Annotated in this window: 16 protein-coding genes and 1 pseudogene; 10 read left to right on the forward strand and 7 right to left on the reverse strand. The window is 60.6% G+C overall.

Going from position 1 to position 16,957, the window contains the following annotated elements; genetic code table 11:
• Positions 1 to 134: 134 nt before the first annotated feature.
• On the reverse strand, positions 135 to 779 hold the full coding sequence (gene ccmA / locus AC13QO_RS07855; RefSeq protein WP_488540374.1) for a heme ABC exporter ATP-binding protein CcmA: 645 nt from the start codon (positions 777 to 779) through the stop codon (positions 135 to 137).
• Between the two features lie 261 nt (positions 780 to 1,040).
• Here ccmA and acnA point away from each other — a divergent pair, with 261 nt between their 5' ends.
• The 3 genes from acnA to AC13QO_RS07870 all read left to right on the forward strand — a co-directional run bounded on the left by acnA (position 1,041) and on the right by AC13QO_RS07870 (position 5,521).
• A complete protein-coding gene (gene acnA / locus AC13QO_RS07860; RefSeq protein WP_097598193.1) occupies positions 1,041 to 3,731 on the forward strand; it encodes an aconitate hydratase AcnA in 2,691 nt (896 codons plus the stop codon).
• A 349-nt stretch (positions 3,732 to 4,080) separates the two neighbouring features.
• Positions 4,081 to 4,821, forward strand: coding sequence for a DUF1223 domain-containing protein (locus tag AC13QO_RS07865; RefSeq protein ID WP_488540375.1), 741 nt, complete (start codon positions 4,081 to 4,083; stop codon positions 4,819 to 4,821).
• A gap of 298 nt (positions 4,822 to 5,119) precedes the next feature.
• Complete coding sequence (locus tag AC13QO_RS07870; protein ID WP_488540376.1) at positions 5,120 to 5,521, forward strand: DUF2794 domain-containing protein; 402 nt, start codon at positions 5,120 to 5,122, stop codon at positions 5,519 to 5,521.
• Positions 5,522 to 5,527: 6 nt separating this feature from the next.
• Here AC13QO_RS07870 and AC13QO_RS07875 read toward each other — a convergent pair whose 3' ends face one another.
• The 4 genes from AC13QO_RS07875 to AC13QO_RS07890 all read right to left on the reverse strand — a co-directional run bounded on the left by AC13QO_RS07875 (position 5,528) and on the right by AC13QO_RS07890 (position 10,342).
• Entirely contained in the window at positions 5,528 to 6,085 is a 558-nt protein-coding gene (locus AC13QO_RS07875; protein ID WP_085779744.1) for a GNAT family N-acetyltransferase, read from the reverse strand.
• A gap of 107 nt (positions 6,086 to 6,192) precedes the next feature.
• Entirely contained in the window at positions 6,193 to 6,921 is a 729-nt protein-coding gene (locus tag AC13QO_RS07880; RefSeq protein WP_085779743.1) for a Bax inhibitor-1/YccA family protein, read from the reverse strand.
• Between the two features lie 173 nt (positions 6,922 to 7,094).
• Complete coding sequence (locus AC13QO_RS07885; RefSeq protein WP_488540377.1) at positions 7,095 to 9,638, reverse strand: ABC transporter permease; 2,544 nt, start codon at positions 9,636 to 9,638, stop codon at positions 7,095 to 7,097.
• A complete protein-coding gene (locus AC13QO_RS07890; RefSeq protein ID WP_088390967.1) occupies positions 9,635 to 10,342 on the reverse strand; it encodes an ABC transporter ATP-binding protein in 708 nt (235 codons plus the stop codon). The genes AC13QO_RS07885 and AC13QO_RS07890 overlap by 4 nt, the downstream gene beginning before the upstream one ends.
• A gap of 72 nt (positions 10,343 to 10,414) precedes the next feature.
• On the opposite strand from AC13QO_RS07890, the gene AC13QO_RS07895 reads away from it, so the two are divergent.
• Positions 10,415 to 11,059, forward strand: a complete 645-nt coding sequence (locus tag AC13QO_RS07895) for an arylesterase (protein ID WP_183705157.1) — start codon at positions 10,415 to 10,417, stop codon at positions 11,057 to 11,059.
• 68 nt (positions 11,060 to 11,127) lie between these two features.
• Positions 11,128 to 11,721, forward strand: a complete 594-nt coding sequence (thpR, locus tag AC13QO_RS07900) for an RNA 2',3'-cyclic phosphodiesterase (RefSeq protein ID WP_097598187.1) — start codon at positions 11,128 to 11,130, stop codon at positions 11,719 to 11,721.
• Here the strand turns inward: thpR and AC13QO_RS07905 are convergent.
• A complete protein-coding gene (locus AC13QO_RS07905; protein WP_285195373.1) occupies positions 11,628 to 12,128 on the reverse strand; it encodes a low molecular weight protein-tyrosine-phosphatase in 501 nt (166 codons plus the stop codon). The genes thpR and AC13QO_RS07905 overlap by 94 nt on opposite strands.
• Positions 12,129 to 12,161: 33 nt before the next feature.
• On the opposite strand from AC13QO_RS07905, the gene AC13QO_RS07910 reads away from it, so the two are divergent.
• Positions 12,162 to 12,467: a 4a-hydroxytetrahydrobiopterin dehydratase gene (locus AC13QO_RS07910; protein WP_285195372.1), complete on the forward strand. Its 306-nt coding sequence runs from the start codon at positions 12,162 to 12,164 to the stop codon at positions 12,465 to 12,467.
• Positions 12,468 to 12,533: 66 nt separating this feature from the next.
• Entirely contained in the window at positions 12,534 to 12,926 is a 393-nt protein-coding gene (locus AC13QO_RS07915) for a YkvA family protein (RefSeq protein WP_085780227.1), read from the forward strand.
• A 15-nt stretch (positions 12,927 to 12,941) separates the two neighbouring features.
• Here the strand turns inward: AC13QO_RS07915 and AC13QO_RS07920 are convergent.
• Positions 12,942 to 13,437: pseudogene (locus AC13QO_RS07920) on the reverse strand (sigma-70 family RNA polymerase sigma factor).
• 380 nt (positions 13,438 to 13,817) lie between these two features.
• Between AC13QO_RS07920 and AC13QO_RS07925 the strand changes: the two are divergent.
• The 3 genes from AC13QO_RS07925 to AC13QO_RS07935 all read left to right on the forward strand — a co-directional run bounded on the left by AC13QO_RS07925 (position 13,818) and on the right by AC13QO_RS07935 (position 16,861).
• Positions 13,818 to 14,339: an invasion associated locus B family protein gene (locus tag AC13QO_RS07925; RefSeq protein WP_085779735.1), complete on the forward strand. Its 522-nt coding sequence runs from the start codon at positions 13,818 to 13,820 to the stop codon at positions 14,337 to 14,339.
• Between the two features lie 245 nt (positions 14,340 to 14,584).
• Positions 14,585 to 15,814 (forward strand): dual-specificity RNA methyltransferase RlmN, encoded by a 1,230-nt coding sequence (gene rlmN, locus AC13QO_RS07930; RefSeq protein ID WP_488540378.1) that lies wholly within the window; start codon positions 14,585 to 14,587, stop codon positions 15,812 to 15,814.
• A gap of 93 nt (positions 15,815 to 15,907) precedes the next feature.
• Entirely contained in the window at positions 15,908 to 16,861 is a 954-nt protein-coding gene (locus AC13QO_RS07935) for an ABC transporter substrate-binding protein (protein WP_285195371.1), read from the forward strand.
• Positions 16,862 to 16,957 lie beyond the last annotated feature (96 nt).

The raw sequence follows: 16,957 nt of genomic DNA on the forward strand, positions 1-16,957 counted from the left end.
CATCAAACGCAGCGGATGAGGGGAGCCGATTTGTGCAGGATTAAGCTTTCGCAAAGTCGGCGCATCTTGCCGATCTCTCCCCTTGTGGGGGAAATGCTCGGCAGGGCAGAGGGGGGGGGCCACACGGAAAACCATCACCCCCACACCCCCTGATCCACACCGGCGAAGCCCGTCATCTTCATTTCCTGCACAGTCTTCAGCCCCAGCGGCTGATGCGTTGCCGCGAGCACGATTCCACCCTTGGCCAGATGCGCCTCGATCAGTGCGGCAAACAGCCGGTCGGCGCTCGCATCCAGTGCCGCCGTGGGTTCATCGAGGATCCAGATGGGGCGGTGGGCGACGAGCAGCTTGGCGAAGGCGAAGCGGCGCTGCTGGCCGGCGGAGAGATAGCCGAAGGGAAGGTGGGTGATCCCTAAGAGGCCGACGGCTTCGGCGGCGTCTTCGAGAGGGAGGCCGGCGGCGCCCGGGCTGCTGAGGAAGGACTGCCAAAATTCCAAATTCTCTGCAACCGTAAGTTCATTCTTCATCGCATTTCGGTGGCCTAGGTAGTGGCTGACCTCGCCCGGATGGCGGCCTTGAGGGCTCTCTTTATCGCGGAAGATGACAGTTCCCTTTTCGGGCTTGAGAAGACCGGCGGCAACGCGCAGCAAAGTGGATTTTCCCGATCCATTTTTGCCGGTCAGGACAAGGGCTTCTCCTGCTGTCAAGTGAAAGGAAATGTTTACGAAAATGAGATCCTCACCGCGCCTTGCAGCCAGATTTTCGGCAGTGAGTTGCATGCGTCGGCTCTTTCTTCGTTTCGGCTCGCGGGAGGGTCAAAAAATCTCCAATTTTGACCGTGGTCGGGTATGGCAAGTTTTTAGGAAATTATCTATAAGACCGGCAACCACGCCAGCGGTCGGCGTGAATTTCATCCTTGTGCCGAACTTGGAGCGTCTGCTTCACGTGCGGACAGCGGAAATGGCCGTACCCGCATCCTGATGTGCATTAAGTGCATAGGCGTTCGCACGACTGTGTTGGCTATCAGAACGGGGTCTCTCGTGTCTAAATCTCTTGACAGTTTCAATTGTCGTTCCACGCTTTCCGTGAACGGGAAGGACTATGTCTATTACAGCCTGCCCAAGGCTGAGGCAAACGGTCTGGCCGGCGTATCGAAGCTTCCCTATTCGATGAAAGTGCTGCTCGAAAACCTGCTGCGCTTCGAAGACGGCCAGTCGGTCACCAAGGAGCACATCCTCGCCGTCGCCGCGTGGCTGAACAACAAGGGTGCGGTCGAAAACGAAATCGCCTATCGCCCGGCGCGCGTGCTGATGCAGGACTTCACCGGCGTTCCCGCCGTCGTCGATCTGGCCGCGATGCGCGACGCGATGGTGTCGCTCGGCGGTGATCCCGAGAAGATCAACCCGCTCGTTCCCGTCGATCTCGTCATCGACCACTCCGTCATCGTCGACGAATTCGGCACGCCGCAGGCTTTCGCCAAGAATGTCGAGCTGGAATATCAGCGCAACGGCGAACGCTACCGCTTCCTGAAGTGGGGCCAGCAGGCATTCAAGAACTTCCGGGTCGTTCCCCCCGGCACCGGGATCTGTCACCAGGTCAACCTCGAATATCTCGGCCAGACCGTCTGGACCAAGGAAGAGGACGGCGAGACGATCGCTTATCCGGATACCTGCGTCGGCACCGACAGCCACACGACGATGATCAACGGTCTCGGCGTTCTCGGCTGGGGTGTGGGCGGTATCGAGGCCGAAGCCGCCATGCTCGGCCAGCCGGTTTCGATGCTTCTGCCCGAAGTAATCGGCTTCAAGCTGACCGGCAAGCTCAAGGAAGGTGTCACCGCGACCGACCTCGTTCTGACCGTCGTGCAGATGCTGCGCAAGAAGGGTGTCGTTTCCAAGTTCGTCGAATTCTTCGGCCCCGGCATGGACAACATGCCGCTCGCCGACCGTGCGACGATCGGCAACATGGGTCCGGAATACGGCGCGACCTGCGGCTTCTTCCCGGTTGACGGCGAAACCATCAACTATCTCACCATGTCCGGCCGCACGCATGATCGCATCGCGCTTGTCGAAGCCTATTCGAAGGCCCAGGGCATGTGGCGAGAAGGCGACGGTTCCGACCTCGTCTTCACCGATACGCTGGAGCTCGACCTCGGCGACGTCGTGCCGTCGATGGCAGGCCCCAAGCGTCCGGAAGGCCGCATCGCGCTTGAAAACATCGCTTCCGGTTTCGCGACATCGATGGAAGCCGACTACAAGAAGCCCGGGCAGCTCAACAACCGCTATGCAGTCGAAGGCACCGATTTCGATCTCGGCCATGGTGACGTCGCGATTGCCGCCATCACCTCCTGCACCAACACCTCCAACCCGTCGGTGCTGATCGCTGCCGGCCTTCTCGCCCGCAACGCCGTTGCCAAGGGGCTGAAGACCAAGCCGTGGGTCAAGACGTCGCTCGCGCCCGGATCGCAGGTCGTCGGCGAATATCTCGCCAAGTCGGGCCTGCAGGCCGACCTCGATAAGCTCGGCTTCAACCTCGTCGGCTTCGGCTGCACCACCTGCATCGGCAATTCCGGTCCGCTGCCGGCGCCGATCTCCAAGACGATCAATGACAAGGGTCTGATTGTTTCCGGCGTGCTCTCCGGCAACCGCAACTTCGAAGGCCGCATCTCGCCCGACGTCCAGGCGAACTATCTCGCGTCGCCGCCGCTCGTCGTCGCCTACGCTCTTGCCGGCACGGTCCAGAAGGACCTGACCAAGGAGCCAATCGGCGAAGACCAGAACGGCAAGCCGGTCTACCTCAAGGATATCTGGCCGACCTCGCACGAGGTGCAGGAGTTCATTCAGAAATACGTCACCCGCGAACTCTACGAAACCAAGTATGCCGACGTTTTCAAGGGTGATGCCAACTGGCAGGCCGTCCAGGTCCCGCCGGGCCAGACTTATGCCTGGGACGACAACTCCACCTATGTCCAGAATCCGCCCTATTTCGTCGGCATGGGCAAGAAGGGCACCGGCGTCTCCGACATCAAGGGCGCCCGCGTCCTCGGCCTGTTCGGTGACAAGATCACCACCGACCACATCTCTCCGGCCGGTTCGATCAAGGCGGCATCGCCGGCCGGCGCATACCTCATCGGCCATGACGTTGCCGTTGCCGACTTCAACCAATACGGCACGCGGCGCGGCAACCATGAAGTGATGATGCGCGGCACCTTCGCCAATATCCGCATCCGCAATCACATGCTTGGCCCGAACGGCAAGGAAGGAGGCTACACGATCCACTATCCGTCGAAGGAAGAGACATCGATCTATGACGCCGCCATGCAGTACAAGGCCGAAGGCGTGCCGCTCGTCATCTTTGCCGGCGTCGAATACGGCAACGGCTCCTCGCGCGACTGGGCTGCCAAGGGCACCAACCTGCTCGGCGTCAAGGCCGTGATCGCCCAGAGCTTCGAGCGCATCCATCGCTCGAACCTGGTCGGCATGGGCGTCATCCCCTTCGTCTTCGAAGAGGGCACGACCTGGCAGAGCCTCGGCCTCAAGGGCGACGAGCTCGTCACCATCGAGGGGCTGGACAAGATCAAGCCGCGCGAGAGGAAGATCGCCAAGATCACCTATGGCGACGGCACGGTGAAGGAAGTTCCGCTGCTGTCGCGCGTCGATACGCTCGACGAGGTGATCTACCTCAACAATGGCGGCATCCTGCAGACGGTTCTGCGTGATCTCGCTGCCTGATTGTCGAGCATGATGCCGAAAAGTGTGAGCGGTTTTCGGACAACATCATGCTCTGCTTCTTTGATGTAGATCCGGATTCAGATTTTAGGCCGAATCGGCCTGAAATCATCCGGATCTAGGAGCTTGCTATGATAATGGCGGCCGCCGGAGAGCAATTTCCGGCGGCTCTTCTTTGCGGCGACAGTATTCGATGGGGCTCACGATGATTTGTTTTCAGCGCCTTCCGGGCGAGCTACGTCTCACCCGTTCGTGACTTTTCGTTTGGACCCGGAAGGATTATTCGTACGTTTCATGTCTCAGAGCCTTCGGTTCCTAAACGCCGCCGGCGCTGAAAAAGAGGTGCAGGTGAATGTCCCCCCGTTTCTTGATTTCGCTGATCGCCGGCGTTGCTTTTGCAGGCTCGCTGCATGCCGAAGACGGCAAGCCCAGAGGCGTCGTCGAGCTTTTCACGTCACAGGGCTGCTCCTCCTGTCCTCCCGCTGATGCCGCCTTTCGCAAGCTGGTGAACCAAGGCGATGTCATCGCGCTCGCCTATCACATTGACTACTGGAATTATCTCGGCTGGGCCGATACGCTGAGCTCGAAGGAAAATACCGAGCGGCAGTACGGCTATGCGAGGACGATGGGTCGCAGCAACGTCTATACGCCGCAAGCCATCGTCAACGGGCGCGGCCATTTGGCCGGCGCCGATCTCACCGGCATCAACAGCAAGATCGACACCTACAGCAGCGAAGGCAATGGGCTGACCGTTCCCATCAGCGCGGCGATGCGCGGCGACGAACTGGAGATCAAGATCGGTGCCGGACAGGGCAAGGCCAATGTCGTCATGGTCTATTTCGACAAGGAGAAGACAATCGATGTTGAAAAAGGCGAAAACAGCGGAAAGAAGATCTCCTATCTGCACAGCGTCACCAACATCGAAACCGTCGGCATGTGGGATGGCAAGGCGACCAGTTTGACGCTACCGGCGAGCGTCTTGCAGCGGCCGCAGCTCGAGGGCTGCGCAATCCTGCTACAGTCGGCCACGGCCGACGGCGATCCGGCGGCGATCCTCGGCGCGACCGTGGTGATGGCGGGAAAAAGCATCTGATATTTCACCCGAGCACGGGTGAAGTGCGGGCGGCCCGGCCGAGCGTATTCGGGGCTGGGGTTAAGGTCGATACGCTCCGCCGGGCCCTTTGGCGCGCTGGCGCCAAACCGGGATGCATAAATCTCCCGCAAATGAGGCGCTGTTTTGACTGAAATGCGGCACTGGGGAGAAAGCATTGCTTGGTCCCCAGCGAACGTGACTGGACCTGCGGCGAATGTGAGGAGCGCCGCTCTTGCAATTTGCGGCGGCTCGGGCAAACTGTCACTCTCCTGTCACAAGCGGAGGCCTTGGAGACCTGATGACAGATCAGCCGGATTTGCGACACGGCGAAAGCCGCTCCGTCGACAATAGTTCCTCGGTCATCGTCGATCTCAGGGAATACAAACAAAGCAAGGACCCGCTTCCGGTGACTTTCCACCGGCGCGAGCTGGATGCGATCCTCTGGATCTACGGCCGCATGGTGGGCGAGGGGGAATGGCGCGATTACGCCATCGACCATCTGAAGGACAGAGCGGTCTTTTCCGTCTTCAAGCGCTCCGGCGAGATGCCGCTCTTCCGGATTGAAAAGAACCCGAAGCTTGCCGCCAAGCAGGGTGCCTATTCCGTGATCAATATCAACGGCATGATCCTGAAGCGCGGACACGAGTTGAACCAGGTCCTCAAGGTATTCGACAAAACCTTGAGCCTCGTGGACAAATAACTCTTATCAGCCCGCAAACAGCGTACCGGGGTAGGTGGAGGGATTCGGATCGGTTGTCATGCCCTCGCCGAGGCTGCGCTGCATGAGCATCGTGTCCAGCCAGTGGCCGTGCTTGTAGCCGGTGCCCTTCATCAGGCCGACCTCCACAAAACCTGCCTTCAGATGAAGCGCGATCGAGGCCGGGCTCGCGCCACCGATGACGGCCACCATCTGACGAAAACCAAGCGCGGTGCAGCGGTCGATCAGCTCGATCATCAGTGCCTTGCCGATGCCACGGCCGCGGGCTTCGGGGGCTAGGTAGATTGAATCCTCCACCATCCAGCGATAGGCGGGGCGGGTGCGGAAGGCCGACGCATAAGCGTAGCCTAGGAGTTTCCCGTCCGCATCGGCCGCGGCGATGTAGGGATATTGCTGACTGACTATCGCGGAAAAACGCTGGGCCATTTCGGCCTCGGAGGGCGGCGCAATCTCGTAGCTTGCAACGCCATTCAGGACCGAGTCACCATAGATCTCCGTGATGGCGGGGATGTCGGCTTGGGCGGCGTTGCGCAGGAGGAAGGACATCGGGGCGGCAGGTCCATCGGAAGAGCAGGCTCCTCTAAAATCATCCCTGCGAAACCGGCGCAACAAAAAAGGCGGCCGAAGCCGCCTTTTCGATCGCATTGCGCCTGTTATCTGCGGTTGCCCATGAACTGCAGCAGGAACATGAAGAGGTTGAGGAAGTCGAGGTAAAGCGTCAGTGCGCCCATGATCGCCTTGCGACCGGCGACAGCGACGTCATCGGCTTCATAGTAGAGTTCCTTGATCCGCTGCGTGTCGTAGGCGGTGAGGCCTGCGAAGATTAGCACGCCGATCACCGAGATCGCGAACTGCAGCGCGGATGAAGCCAGGAAGATGTTGACGAGCGAGGCGATGATCAGGCCGAAGAGACCCATGATCAGGAACGAACCCATCGCCGACAGGTCACGCTTCGCGGTATAGCCGTAAAGCGACAGTGCGCCGAAGGAGGCGGCGGTGACGAAGAAGGTCTGAACGACGCTCTGGCCGGTATAGACCAGGAAGATCGACGAGAGCGACAGCCCTACCAGGGCGGCGTAGATCCAGAAGGTGGTCTGGGCGGCGGAGACGCTCATCTGATGAATGCGGAAGCTCAGGAAGAAGACGACCGCAAGGGGGGCAAGGATGACGACCCAGCGCAACGGTGACTGGAACAGAAGCGCGCCAAACTGGGTGAGCTGGCCGTCCTGGACCGCGAAGTTGAATCCGAGATATGCGGCCACGCCGGTGATCGCCAGGCCGAGCGCCATCAGGTTGTAGACCTTGAGCATATATGCGCGCAGGCCTTGATCAATCATCTCGCCGGTCTGGACGCGGCTTTGATAGTTACGAAGATCAGCCATAGTTTCCTCTTACAAGCTCCGAAGGAGATACGGTGTCGGGGTTCTCGACCCGGGCGCCGCTGCGGAGCTCCAGCATGCCTGCAGACAATATGAGGCTTTCGCCCTTTGCAAACAAGGGGCCTGCAACGGCGCGGCCGGTTAAATCGCCGTAAGGTGAAGGCCTTGGGACAGCTTCAAAGCTCGCGCAGCACGGGCGCCGCCTTCTGCCCGAGGATGCGCCAGGTGCCGATGAGGCCGATGCCGACTGTCAGAACGAGTGCCGTCACCAGCGTCAGGCCCGCCACGTCAGGCAGGAAGGCAGACGGCAGTCGCATGATGCGGGCGACGATGAACCAGGCGGCGACGGCGCCGGCAAAGAGTGCGAAGATCGCAGTCGCCAGTCCGAGGATCAGATATTCGTAGCTGAAGGCACGAATCAGCATGGCGCGGGTGGCGCCGAGCGTCTTCAGCACCACCGCATCGTGGGTGCGCGTCCTGTTGCCGGCGGCGAGCGCACCGGCCAGGACAAGAATCGAGGCGATGAGCGCCACCGATGCGGCGGCACGGATCGCTGTCGCAAGCTGCTCGACGAGCTGGTTGACGATGTCAATCGCGTCCTTGACTCGCACGCTGGTGATCGTCGGATAGGTATTGGTGACGGATTTCAGGATCGCCGCATCTTCGGCCGGCGTCGAGGAGGGATCGGTCAGGGTCGCCAGCCAGGCATGCGGGGCGCCGCGGAAGGTGTTCGGTGAGAAGACCATCACAAAATTGATCGACAGTGATTCCCATTGGACGCGGCGCAGATTGGCAATCTTTGCCGTGATATTGCGCCCCAGCACGTTCACGGTCACCGTGTCTCCGATCTTGAGCCCGAGTTCATGCGCCTCTTCCGAGGAGAAGGAGACGAGCGGCTCGCCGCTATAATCCTTGTGCCACCAGATGCCTTCGGTGAGGGCGGCATTTTCCGGCAGCGTGTCGGCGTAGGTGATGCCTCGATCGCCGTTCAGCACCCATCGGCCGGCGGCCGGCACATTCATCTTGGTGACGTCCTCGCCGTTGAAGGCAACGATCCGGCCGCGCAGCATCGGCACCTCCATCAACTTGCCCTTCGGCGCCTGCGTCTGGACAAGATTGCGGAAGGCGTCGACCTCGGCACTCTGAATATCGACGAAGAAGAAGTTGGGTGCACCCTCGTTCATTCGGCCGGTCAGCTGCTGGCGCAGGTTGCCGTCGATCAGGGTCAGGGTCACCAGCAACGCCAGGCCAAGGCCGAGCGAGAGCACGACCGATGGCGTCAGCGCGCCGCGGCGGTGGATGTTGCCGATTGCGAGCCTGAGCGCCGGCGAATGAACGCGCGGGCTGCGGCGCGCGAGCCAGGCGATCAAGGCGGCGACGAGGCGCAGGACGACGAAGGCGAAGACGATTGCGCCGACGAAGACGACGGCGATGAAACGATCATAGGCGGTGAGGATGGCAAGGCCGGCAAGGGCAGCCATGAAGAGGGCGGCAAGCAGGATATAGGGCCAGGACGGTAGACGGCGGGCCTCAAAACCCTGCTCGCGGAAGAGCGCGGTGGCCGGTACTTCGCGGGCATGGCCGAGCGGCAGAATGGCGAAGGCGAGCGTGGTCAGGATGCCGAAGAGCGTCGCAAGCAGCAGGGCACTGGGATAGAGGGTCGGCTCGGTCGAGACCGGCAGGAACTGCGCCAGGAACTGTGCTGCAAAGATCGGCGACAGGGCGCCGATGACCAGGCCGGCCATAATGCCGCCAAGGGCGATGATGGCGATCTGAAAGAGATAAATCAGAACGACGACGGCGGCCGGAGCGCCGAGGCATTTGAAGGTGGCGATGGTGGTGCGCTTGGAATCGAGGAAAGCACGCACGGCGTTGGCGACGCCAACACCACCGACGATCAGGGCTGTGAGGCCGACCAGCGTCAGAAATTGCGAGAAACGGGTGATGTTTTCAGTGAGCGAGGGTGCTGCGCGGTCGCTGGTGCGGATCGCCCAGCCGGCAGAGGGAAACTCCTTGGAGGCACGCGCCTGGATGCCCGACATGGCGCGCTTGTCTTCCAATCGGATCTTATAGGCGTGTTCAACCAGACTTCCGGTCTGGATCAGCCCCGAGGCTTCGAGCGCCTGTCGGCTGACAAGCAGACGAGGCGCAAAACCGAAGCCTTCCGACAGCGCGTCCGGCTCGGTCTTCACTGTACCGGTAATGCTGAGCTTGACATTGCCGAGCAGCAATTCGTCGCCGATCGCAAGGCCGAGCCGATCGAGAAGCAGCGGGGCGGCGACCGCGCCATAGGTGCCGCCTTGGCCGGAAAGCAGGGCTGCAAGCGGATAGTCCGGTTCGGCGACGAACCTGCCGTAGAGCGGATAGGCGTCATCGACCGCCTTGACCTCGACCAGCGCCTGATCAGAACCGTCGGGCTTGCGGGCCATCGAGCGCAGACCCGTTGAAACCGAAACGGTTCCGAGGCCCTGAAGGAAGCTCATTTCCTGAGGTGTCGCCTGGCGATTGTTGAGTTCGAAGCGGACGTCGCCCGCCAGCAGTTCCTGCCCCTGCGACGCGATCGTGTCGGTGATCGACTGCGAAACGGAATTGACGGAGGCGATCGCCCCGGTGCCGAGTGCGATGCAGGCCAGGAAGATATAGAAGCCGCGGATGCCGCCTCGCAACTCGCGAAGCGCCAGGCGAAAAGCGAGCGCGACGCGTGGCGTGACCATGCTCATGCGATTGCCGCTTCGCTGCGGCGGGCAGCGCTGTCGCCCTCGATCCTGCCGGAACGGACGCGGATCTGGCGCGAGCAGCGGTTTGCAAGCGAGACGTCGTGGGTGACGAGAAGCAGGGTCATGCCGCGCTCGGCCTGCTTGGCGAAAAGAAGGTCGGCGATCTGTCGGCCGGTCTCGGTATCGAGATTGCCTGTGGGCTCGTCGGCAATCAGCAAGGCGGGCGAAGGAGCGAGCGCTCTGGCAATCGCCACGCGCTGCTGCTCGCCGCCGGAAAGCTGGCCGGGATAGTGGTTCAGCCGTTCCCCGAGACCGACCGAACTCAGTTCGCGATGGGCGATTTCGAAGGCGTTGCTGATATTGGCGAGCTCCAGCGGCACCGCGACGTTTTCCAGCGCCGTCATGTTGGCGATCAGATGGAAGGACTGGAAGACGATGCCGATGTTGCGGCCTCGGAAATCGGCGACCTCATCCTCACTGAGGGCGTGGAGCGGTGTGTCATTGATGTTGATTTCGCCGCTGTCGAGCTTCTCCAGTCCTGCAAGCACCATCAGCAGAGTGGATTTGCCGGACCCGGAAGGCCCGACGATGCCGACGGATTCGCCGGCTGATATATCGAGATCGATACCCTTCAGAACATGGACGGAGGCGGCCGCACTGCCAAGGGTGAGATCGGCGCCCTTCAACTCGATGATGGTTTTTGCCAACGGAAATCGCCCTATATTAATCTCTAACGCAATGGCCGCATAACGGCACCTCGCCAATCTAGGGAAGCCAGAATGAGATTTAAAGTTGCCGCGCTTCAATTCACCGTAATCGCGGTGTCGCTGATCTTTGCCGTTGGAGCGAATGCGCGGACGATCAATCTCGTCGGATTCGGGGACAGCCTGATGGCGGGTTATCAGCTGCCGCCCGGCCAGGGCTTTCCGGAAAAGCTGCAGGCGGCGTTGAAGGCGAAGGGGCTCGATGTTTCCATTGCCAATGCCGGGGTTTCCGGCGACACCACGACAGGTGGGCTTGCCCGGATCGACTGGTCGGTCCCCGACGGCACCGATGGCGTTATCCTCGAGCTTGGCGCCAACGATGCGCTGCGTGGAATTCCGCCGGAAGAGAGCGAGAAAAATCTCGACCAGATGATTGCCCGGCTCAAGGCGCGCGGCATAGCGGTGCTGCTTGTCGGCATGATGGCGCCGCCGAACATGGGAGCGGATTATGCGGCGCGCTTCAATCCGATTTATCGGAAACTTTCGGAGAAACACGGAGTTCGACTCTATGCCTTCTTCCTTGACGGGGTTGCGCTCGATGCGGGGCTGAAGCTCGATGACGGCATGCATCCGAACGCGAGAGGTGTCGACGTCATGGTCGAGAAAATGGAAGCTGATGTCACAAATTTCATCGATACGATTTCTTCTGTGAAGAATTAGGGGCTTGCACGGCCATTGATTGCGTGATTCCGTGTAAGCACCTGCAAAAGATTCGGGGAGTGCTCGTTATGCCGAGACTGTTTACCGCCCTCGAAATTCCGCGCAATGCGGCAATGAGCCTTTCATTGCTGCGCGGTGGCCTCCCCGGAGCACGATGGATCGATGTGGAAAATTACCACATCACGCTACGCTTCATCGGTGATGTCGACGGCCGCACGGCCGATGAAATCGTTGAACGTCTCGATCGGATCGATCGGCCGGAGTTTCAGTTCCGGCTCGAAGGCATCGGCTCGTTCGGTTCAAAGAAGCCGCATTCGGTCTGGGCAGGCGTTTCTCATTCGCCTGAAATGTACGCCCTGCAGGCCGAGATCGAACGGATCTGCCAGCGCATCGGCCTGCCGCCGGATCCGCGCAAATTCACGCCGCACGTGACGCTGGCACGGCTGAAATCCTCGCGGCTCGACGATGTCGTGCAATATCTGAGTGGGCGCGGCAACTTCCACACCGCGACCTTCACGGCGCCGCGTTTCGTGCTGCTTTCATCGCGCGAATCGGTCGGTGGCGGGCCCTATCTCACCGAGGAAGTGTTCCCGCTGCACGAAGTACGTCCGGCGACCAGCGTTTCGAGCAGGCTGCTGCAGCCGGTCAAGAGCCTGGTATAGAGCAGCTCGAAACCTTCCGGACCGCCATAATAGGGGTCGGCAATGTCCTCCCCCGTTCCCAGCGCGATATCGCCGAACAGCTGGATATTTGCCTCGGGAGGGGCGATCCTGTTGAGTTCCGCCACGTTGTCGCGGTCCATGGCGACGATCAGATCGACACTGACGAAATCGATCGAACGGATGCGCCGGGCACGTTGCCCTGCTATGTCGAGGCCATGATTGCGGGCAACAGCGATCGAACGGCGGTCGGGCGGTTCGCCTTCATGCCAGTCGCCGGTGCCGGCGGAATCGATCGTGAAGCGATCGGTCAGCCTCGCCTCGGCGACAAGATGGGTAAAAATTCCCTCCGCGAGCGGAGAACGGCATATATTGCCCATACAAACGAAAAGGATGCTGATGTCTTTCATCGGTAACCTGCTGACAGATGAGAGGACCATGGCATGAAACAGGAAAGACTGGAACGGGGCGCGGCCGAGGCACGAATGGCCGAGCTTTCAGGCTGGGCGCTCAACGATGCGGCCTCTTCGATCTCGAAAACGTTCAAGTTTTCAAATTTCATCGAGGCCTTCGGTTTTATGACGCAGGCGGCGATTACGGCCGAGAAACTCAACCACCATCCCGAATGGTTCAACGTCTATTCCAGGGTGGATGTGACGCTGAACACGCATGATGCCGGCGGGCTGACGGAACTGGATTTCAAGCTCGCCAGGGCGATGGACAAGGTGGCAGCACGCGGTGCCGTTTGAAAACGAGCGCTGATTGAAAGCCGAAGCGCCATCACCATATGTTCGCATGGACGAAAGGATTCAGGGATGGACGAGGTCAAATTCGGGGAAATCCTGCTGCCGGGCGACGAGGACACCCAGAACCGGCGGGAGGAAACCGTACGGCAAAAGTTCTGGCCGACCTTCCGCCGGGCTGTCCGGCAGATTCCCTTCTCGCGCGACGTCGTTGCTGGTTTCTACTGTGCGCTCGATCCGCAGACGCCGACCAAGGTGCGCGGCGTGCTGCTGGCAGCGCTGGCCTATTTCGTCATGCCGGTCGACATGATTCCGGATATTTTTGCCGTCATCGGCTTTTCTGACGACATCGCCGTGCTTTCCGCCGCCTTCGCCATGGTGCGCGGTCATATCCGGCCGAGCCATTACGACGCGGCGGACAGGGTCCTTGCCGACAGGCCCGCCGAAACGATGAAAACGATTTGAAGACCGCGGCTCGGTTCAGCCGAGTTCCCGCTCCAGCATCTTGCGAAGCTTTCCAAATGCAAGCCGAATACGTGTTTTCAGCGTGCCGAGCGGCAGCCCGAATGCGATTCGCCAACGAAGAAAGCTGCACGCATCACGTCGCGCTGTTCCTCCGGCAGTTGTTCGACAGCGGCGCGTAGCTTGGCGTCGCGATCGCCATTGGCGATGATTTCATCGGCGCCGGTCTCGGCCGATGGCAGCAGGGTCGGGTCGGTTTGGTCGAAAGTGCGGGTGCTGGTGCGGCGCCGCAGATCGATGCGGCGGTTGCGGGCGATGCGAAAAAGCCAGGTCGACAGAGAAGATCGCGTGGCATCGTAGGGACAGGACTTGTGCCAGAGCACGACCATGATCTCCTGGACCAGCTCTCCGGCGTCGCCTGAGGTCATCTTCTGGCGCGTCAGCCACGTCTTCAGGCGCGGGCCGAAATAGTCGAACAAGATGGAAAGGCCTGCTGGTCGCGATCGTCTGCCACGGCCTTTGCGAGGGCAGCGAAACGCTGTCATTCCGAGGACCCATCTCGTCTCACCGGCCCCCTAGGGCAAAAATTTCGTCCCGGATTTCCAAAGTGTTAATGAGGTACAGCGGATTTTTGAAAGGTCAAACTCTTGCCTGAATCTTTGTGTCTTAAGTTCAGCCGAACGGCCAGCCGTGCCCATCGGCGCACCGGCATCGCAGCCGATTTCGGCAAGGGGCAAAAGTGGCAGTCGAGCTGAAATGACACAGGCACATACAAATCGCAGCTATTGTTGACCATTTGGTAACCTGAATTAAGTCAAAATAAAGCAGATCGTGATTATGCGGCGCCCGCTATGATCGCTTCGGGCCTTGAATCGCAAGAACCGGCAGGAATCCATGTTTGTAAGAAGTATCGTATCCGCCCTCGCCCTCACCATGACAATGGCCGGAGTGGCGGCAGCGCAGCAGGCCGCGACCGCCGCCGCGCCGACCCGCATTCAGCAGTTCCAGGCCTGGGGGGCTTATTCCTACAAGTCGGGCAACAGCACCGTGTGTTACGTCCTGTCGGTCCCGACGGCAAAGCAGCCGGCAAGCGTCGACCACGGCGACAATTTCTTCATCGTTTCGCAGCGTCCGGGCCAGAACATCTCCTATGAGCCGCAGGCGATGATGGGCTATACGGTGAAGGAAAATTCGAAGATCAACGTCGTCATCGACAACAAGACCTTCGTCATGTTCACCAAGGACAAGGCCGGCTGGGTCGAGAATGCTGCCCAGGAGCCGGCCCTCGTCGCGGCGATGAAGACCGGCCATTCGATGACCGTGAATGCGGTTTCACGCAAAGGCACCGGCACGTCCTACAGCTATTCGCTCTCGGGCATCTCGGCAGCGCTCAAGCAGATCGAAAGCTGCAAGTAAGCGGCTTTTGCTGAGAGAGTTCAAAAGGCCGGCCTTGCGCCGGCCTTTGTTATTTCCATCTATAGTGACGCGCAGCCAAAATGATGCTAAAGGCCGCGTAAACAGCGGACAGTTCGCGATATCAGTCGCCGTCTGCGATCAATTTCTGCCAATGTGCCGTCATGCGCCCGCAAGTCTTCCGGATCACACCGTGAAGTCAGCGGCTTGCGGAACGGTTACGTGTTTGAATTCGGGGTCAGAAGCCTATGTCCGTCATGGATGCGATCGTCGTCAACAAACCTCAGACCGCGCGCCCGCCTTCCGGCGCCGAGAAGCCGTCGTTAATCGGGCTCTCCCGCGAGGAAATGGCGGCAGCGCTCCGGGAAAAGGGAGTACCCGAAAAGCAGATCAAGATGCGCGTCTCGCAGCTTTGGAACTGGATCTATGTGCGCGGCGTCTCTGATTTCGACCATATGACCAATGTCGCCAAGGATATGCGTGAAATGCTGAAGACGCATTTCACCATCGCGCGTCCGGAAATCGTCGAGGAGCAGGTCTCGAACGACGGCACGCGCAAATGGCTGCTGCGTTTTCCCGCGCGAGGCGCAGGACGCCCGGTCGAGATCGAGGCCGTCTACATTCCGGAAGAGGGCCGCGGCACGCTCTGCATCTCAAGCCAGGTCGGCTGCACGCTGACCTGTTCCTTCTGTCATACCGGGACACAGCGCCTGGTGCGCAACCTGACGGCGGAGGAAATTCTGTCGCAGTTGCTGCTCGCTCGCGACCGGCTCGGCGACTTCCCGGATCGTGAAGCGCCGCAGGGCACGATCATGCCTGCCGAGGGCCGCAAGGTCAGCAATATCGTGATGATGGGGATGGGCGAGCCGCTCTATAATTTCGACAGCGTCAAGCAGGCGCTGCTGATCGCCACGGATGGCGACGGCCTGTCGCTGTCCAAGCGCCGCGTGACGCTTTCCACCTCCGGCGTCGTGCCGGAGATCTTCCGCACCGGCGAGGAGATCGGCGTCATGCTCGCGATCTCGCTGCATGCGGTGCGCGATGACCTGCGCGACATCCTCGTGCCGATCAACAAGAAATATCCGCTGAAGGAGCTGATCGACGCCTGCAAGGCCTATCCGGGCCTTTCCAATGCGCGGCGCATCACCTTCGAATATGTGATGCTGAAGGATGTCAACGACAGCCTCGAAGACGCGAAGGGTTTGATCAAGCTTCTGAAGGGCGTGCCGGCGAAGATCAACCTCATTCCGTTCAATCCCTGGCCCGGTACCAATTATCAGTGTTCGGATTGGGAGCAGATCGAGAAATTCGCCGATTTCATCAATTCGGCGGGTTACGCTTCGCCGATCCGCACGCCGCGCGGCCGCGACATTCTTGCCGCCTGCGGCCAACTGAAATCGGAATCCGAACGCATGCGCAAGACCGAGCGCCTGGCCTTCGAGGCGATGATGATCGCCAATCACGGCGCCGACGACTGATCAGCAAGTTTGATCGTCGCTACAATTCTCCTGCATTGATTTAAGCATGCGCTTTTCCTAATAGTGCCGCCAAAATCATTCAGGAGGACACCCATGCGCCCGATTCTGCTCGCTCTTGCCGCCACTTTGTCCCTTTCCCTGCCCGCAAAGGCCGACAACGTGACCGTCGCCGTCACCGCGATCGTCGAGCACCCGGCGCTGGATGCCGCGCGCAAGGGCGTTCTCGACGTGCTGACGGCCGCCGGCTATAAGGAAGGCGAGAACCTGAAATTCTTGTTCGAATCGGCGCAGGGCAATCCGGCCACCGCTGCCCAGATCGCCCGCCAGTTCGCCGGCGACGAGCCCAATGTCATCGTGCCGATCTCCACGCCCTCGGCCCAGGCGGTCGTTTCCTCGACGCGTGACATTCCGGTCGTCTTCACTGCCGTCTCCGATCCACTCGGCGCCCAGCTCGTCAAGAACATGAACAAGCCCGGTGGCAATGTGACCGGCCTTTCCGACATGTCGCCGGTCGCCGAGCACCTGGCGCTGATCAAGGAAATCGTGCCGAAGGTCAAAACCATTGGCTACCTCTACAACTCAGGTGAGGCGAACTCGGTTTCGCTGCTCGCCGTCTTGAAGGCCGAGGCCGAAAAGGCCGGCCTGACGGTCGTGGAATCGGCTGCCACCAAGTCTGCCGAGGTTCAGGGTGCGGCGCGCGCCCTCGTCGGCCGCGCCGACGCCATCTACGTTCCGACGGACAATACGATCATCTCCGCGCTCGAAGGCGCCGTTGCGGTTGCCGAAGAAAGCAAGCTGCCGCTCTTCACTGCCGATACGGATTCGGTTTCGCGCGGTTCGATCGCCGCCCTCGGCTTCAACTATTACGATGTCGGCAAGCAGACGGGCGAAATCGTCGTGCGGGTGCTGAAGGGCGAAAACCCCGGCGATATCGCAGTCAAGACTGCCGCCGGCAGCGATCTGGTCGTCAACAAGGCGGCGGCCCAGAAGATGGGCGTCACCCTGCCCGAGAGCGTGCTTTCGCGCGCCAACAAGGTCATCGAATAACCGCTCATCGCTGCATCGACCCATTCACATTCAGCCGCTCCCGTTTGCGTGGGGGCGGCTGAAGTATTAAAAGGCTGCGGTTTCGCGACGGGCGGA

The sequence above is a fragment of the Rhizobium sp. CNPSo 3670 genome, from assembly GCF_057784555.1.

Bases quoted from the DNA above. Each gene is read 5' to 3' on its own strand.
- ccmA (WP_488540374.1), bottom strand. From the start codon at position 779: ATGCAACTCACTGCCGAAAATCTGGCTGCAAGGCGCGGTGAGGATCTC.
- AC13QO_RS07875 (WP_085779744.1), bottom strand. From the start codon at position 6,085: ATGTCCTTCCTCCTGCGCAACGCCGCCCAAGCCGACATCCCCGCCATC.
- thpR (WP_097598187.1), top strand. From the start codon at position 11,128: ATGCCGAGACTGTTTACCGCCCTCGAAATTCCGCGCAATGCGGCAATG.
- AC13QO_RS07865 (WP_488540375.1), top strand. From the start codon at position 4,081: ATGTCCCCCCGTTTCTTGATTTCGCTGATCGCCGGCGTTGCTTTTGCA.
- AC13QO_RS07925 (WP_085779735.1), top strand. From the start codon at position 13,818: ATGTTTGTAAGAAGTATCGTATCCGCCCTCGCCCTCACCATGACAATG.
- AC13QO_RS07880 (WP_085779743.1), bottom strand. From the start codon at position 6,921: ATGGCTGATCTTCGTAACTATCAAAGCCGCGTCCAGACCGGCGAGATG.
- AC13QO_RS07885 (WP_488540377.1), bottom strand. From the start codon at position 9,638: ATGAGCATGGTCACGCCACGCGTCGCGCTCGCTTTTCGCCTGGCGCTT.
- rlmN (WP_488540378.1), top strand. From the start codon at position 14,585: ATGTCCGTCATGGATGCGATCGTCGTCAACAAACCTCAGACCGCGCGC.
- AC13QO_RS07935 (WP_285195371.1), top strand. From the start codon at position 15,908: ATGCGCCCGATTCTGCTCGCTCTTGCCGCCACTTTGTCCCTTTCCCTG.
- AC13QO_RS07915 (WP_085780227.1), top strand. From the start codon at position 12,534: ATGGACGAGGTCAAATTCGGGGAAATCCTGCTGCCGGGCGACGAGGAC.
- AC13QO_RS07910 (WP_285195372.1), top strand. From the start codon at position 12,162: ATGAAACAGGAAAGACTGGAACGGGGCGCGGCCGAGGCACGAATGGCC.
- AC13QO_RS07895 (WP_183705157.1), top strand. From the start codon at position 10,415: ATGAGATTTAAAGTTGCCGCGCTTCAATTCACCGTAATCGCGGTGTCG.
- AC13QO_RS07905 (WP_285195373.1), bottom strand. From the start codon at position 12,128: ATGAAAGACATCAGCATCCTTTTCGTTTGTATGGGCAATATATGCCGT.
- AC13QO_RS07870 (WP_488540376.1), top strand. From the start codon at position 5,120: ATGACAGATCAGCCGGATTTGCGACACGGCGAAAGCCGCTCCGTCGAC.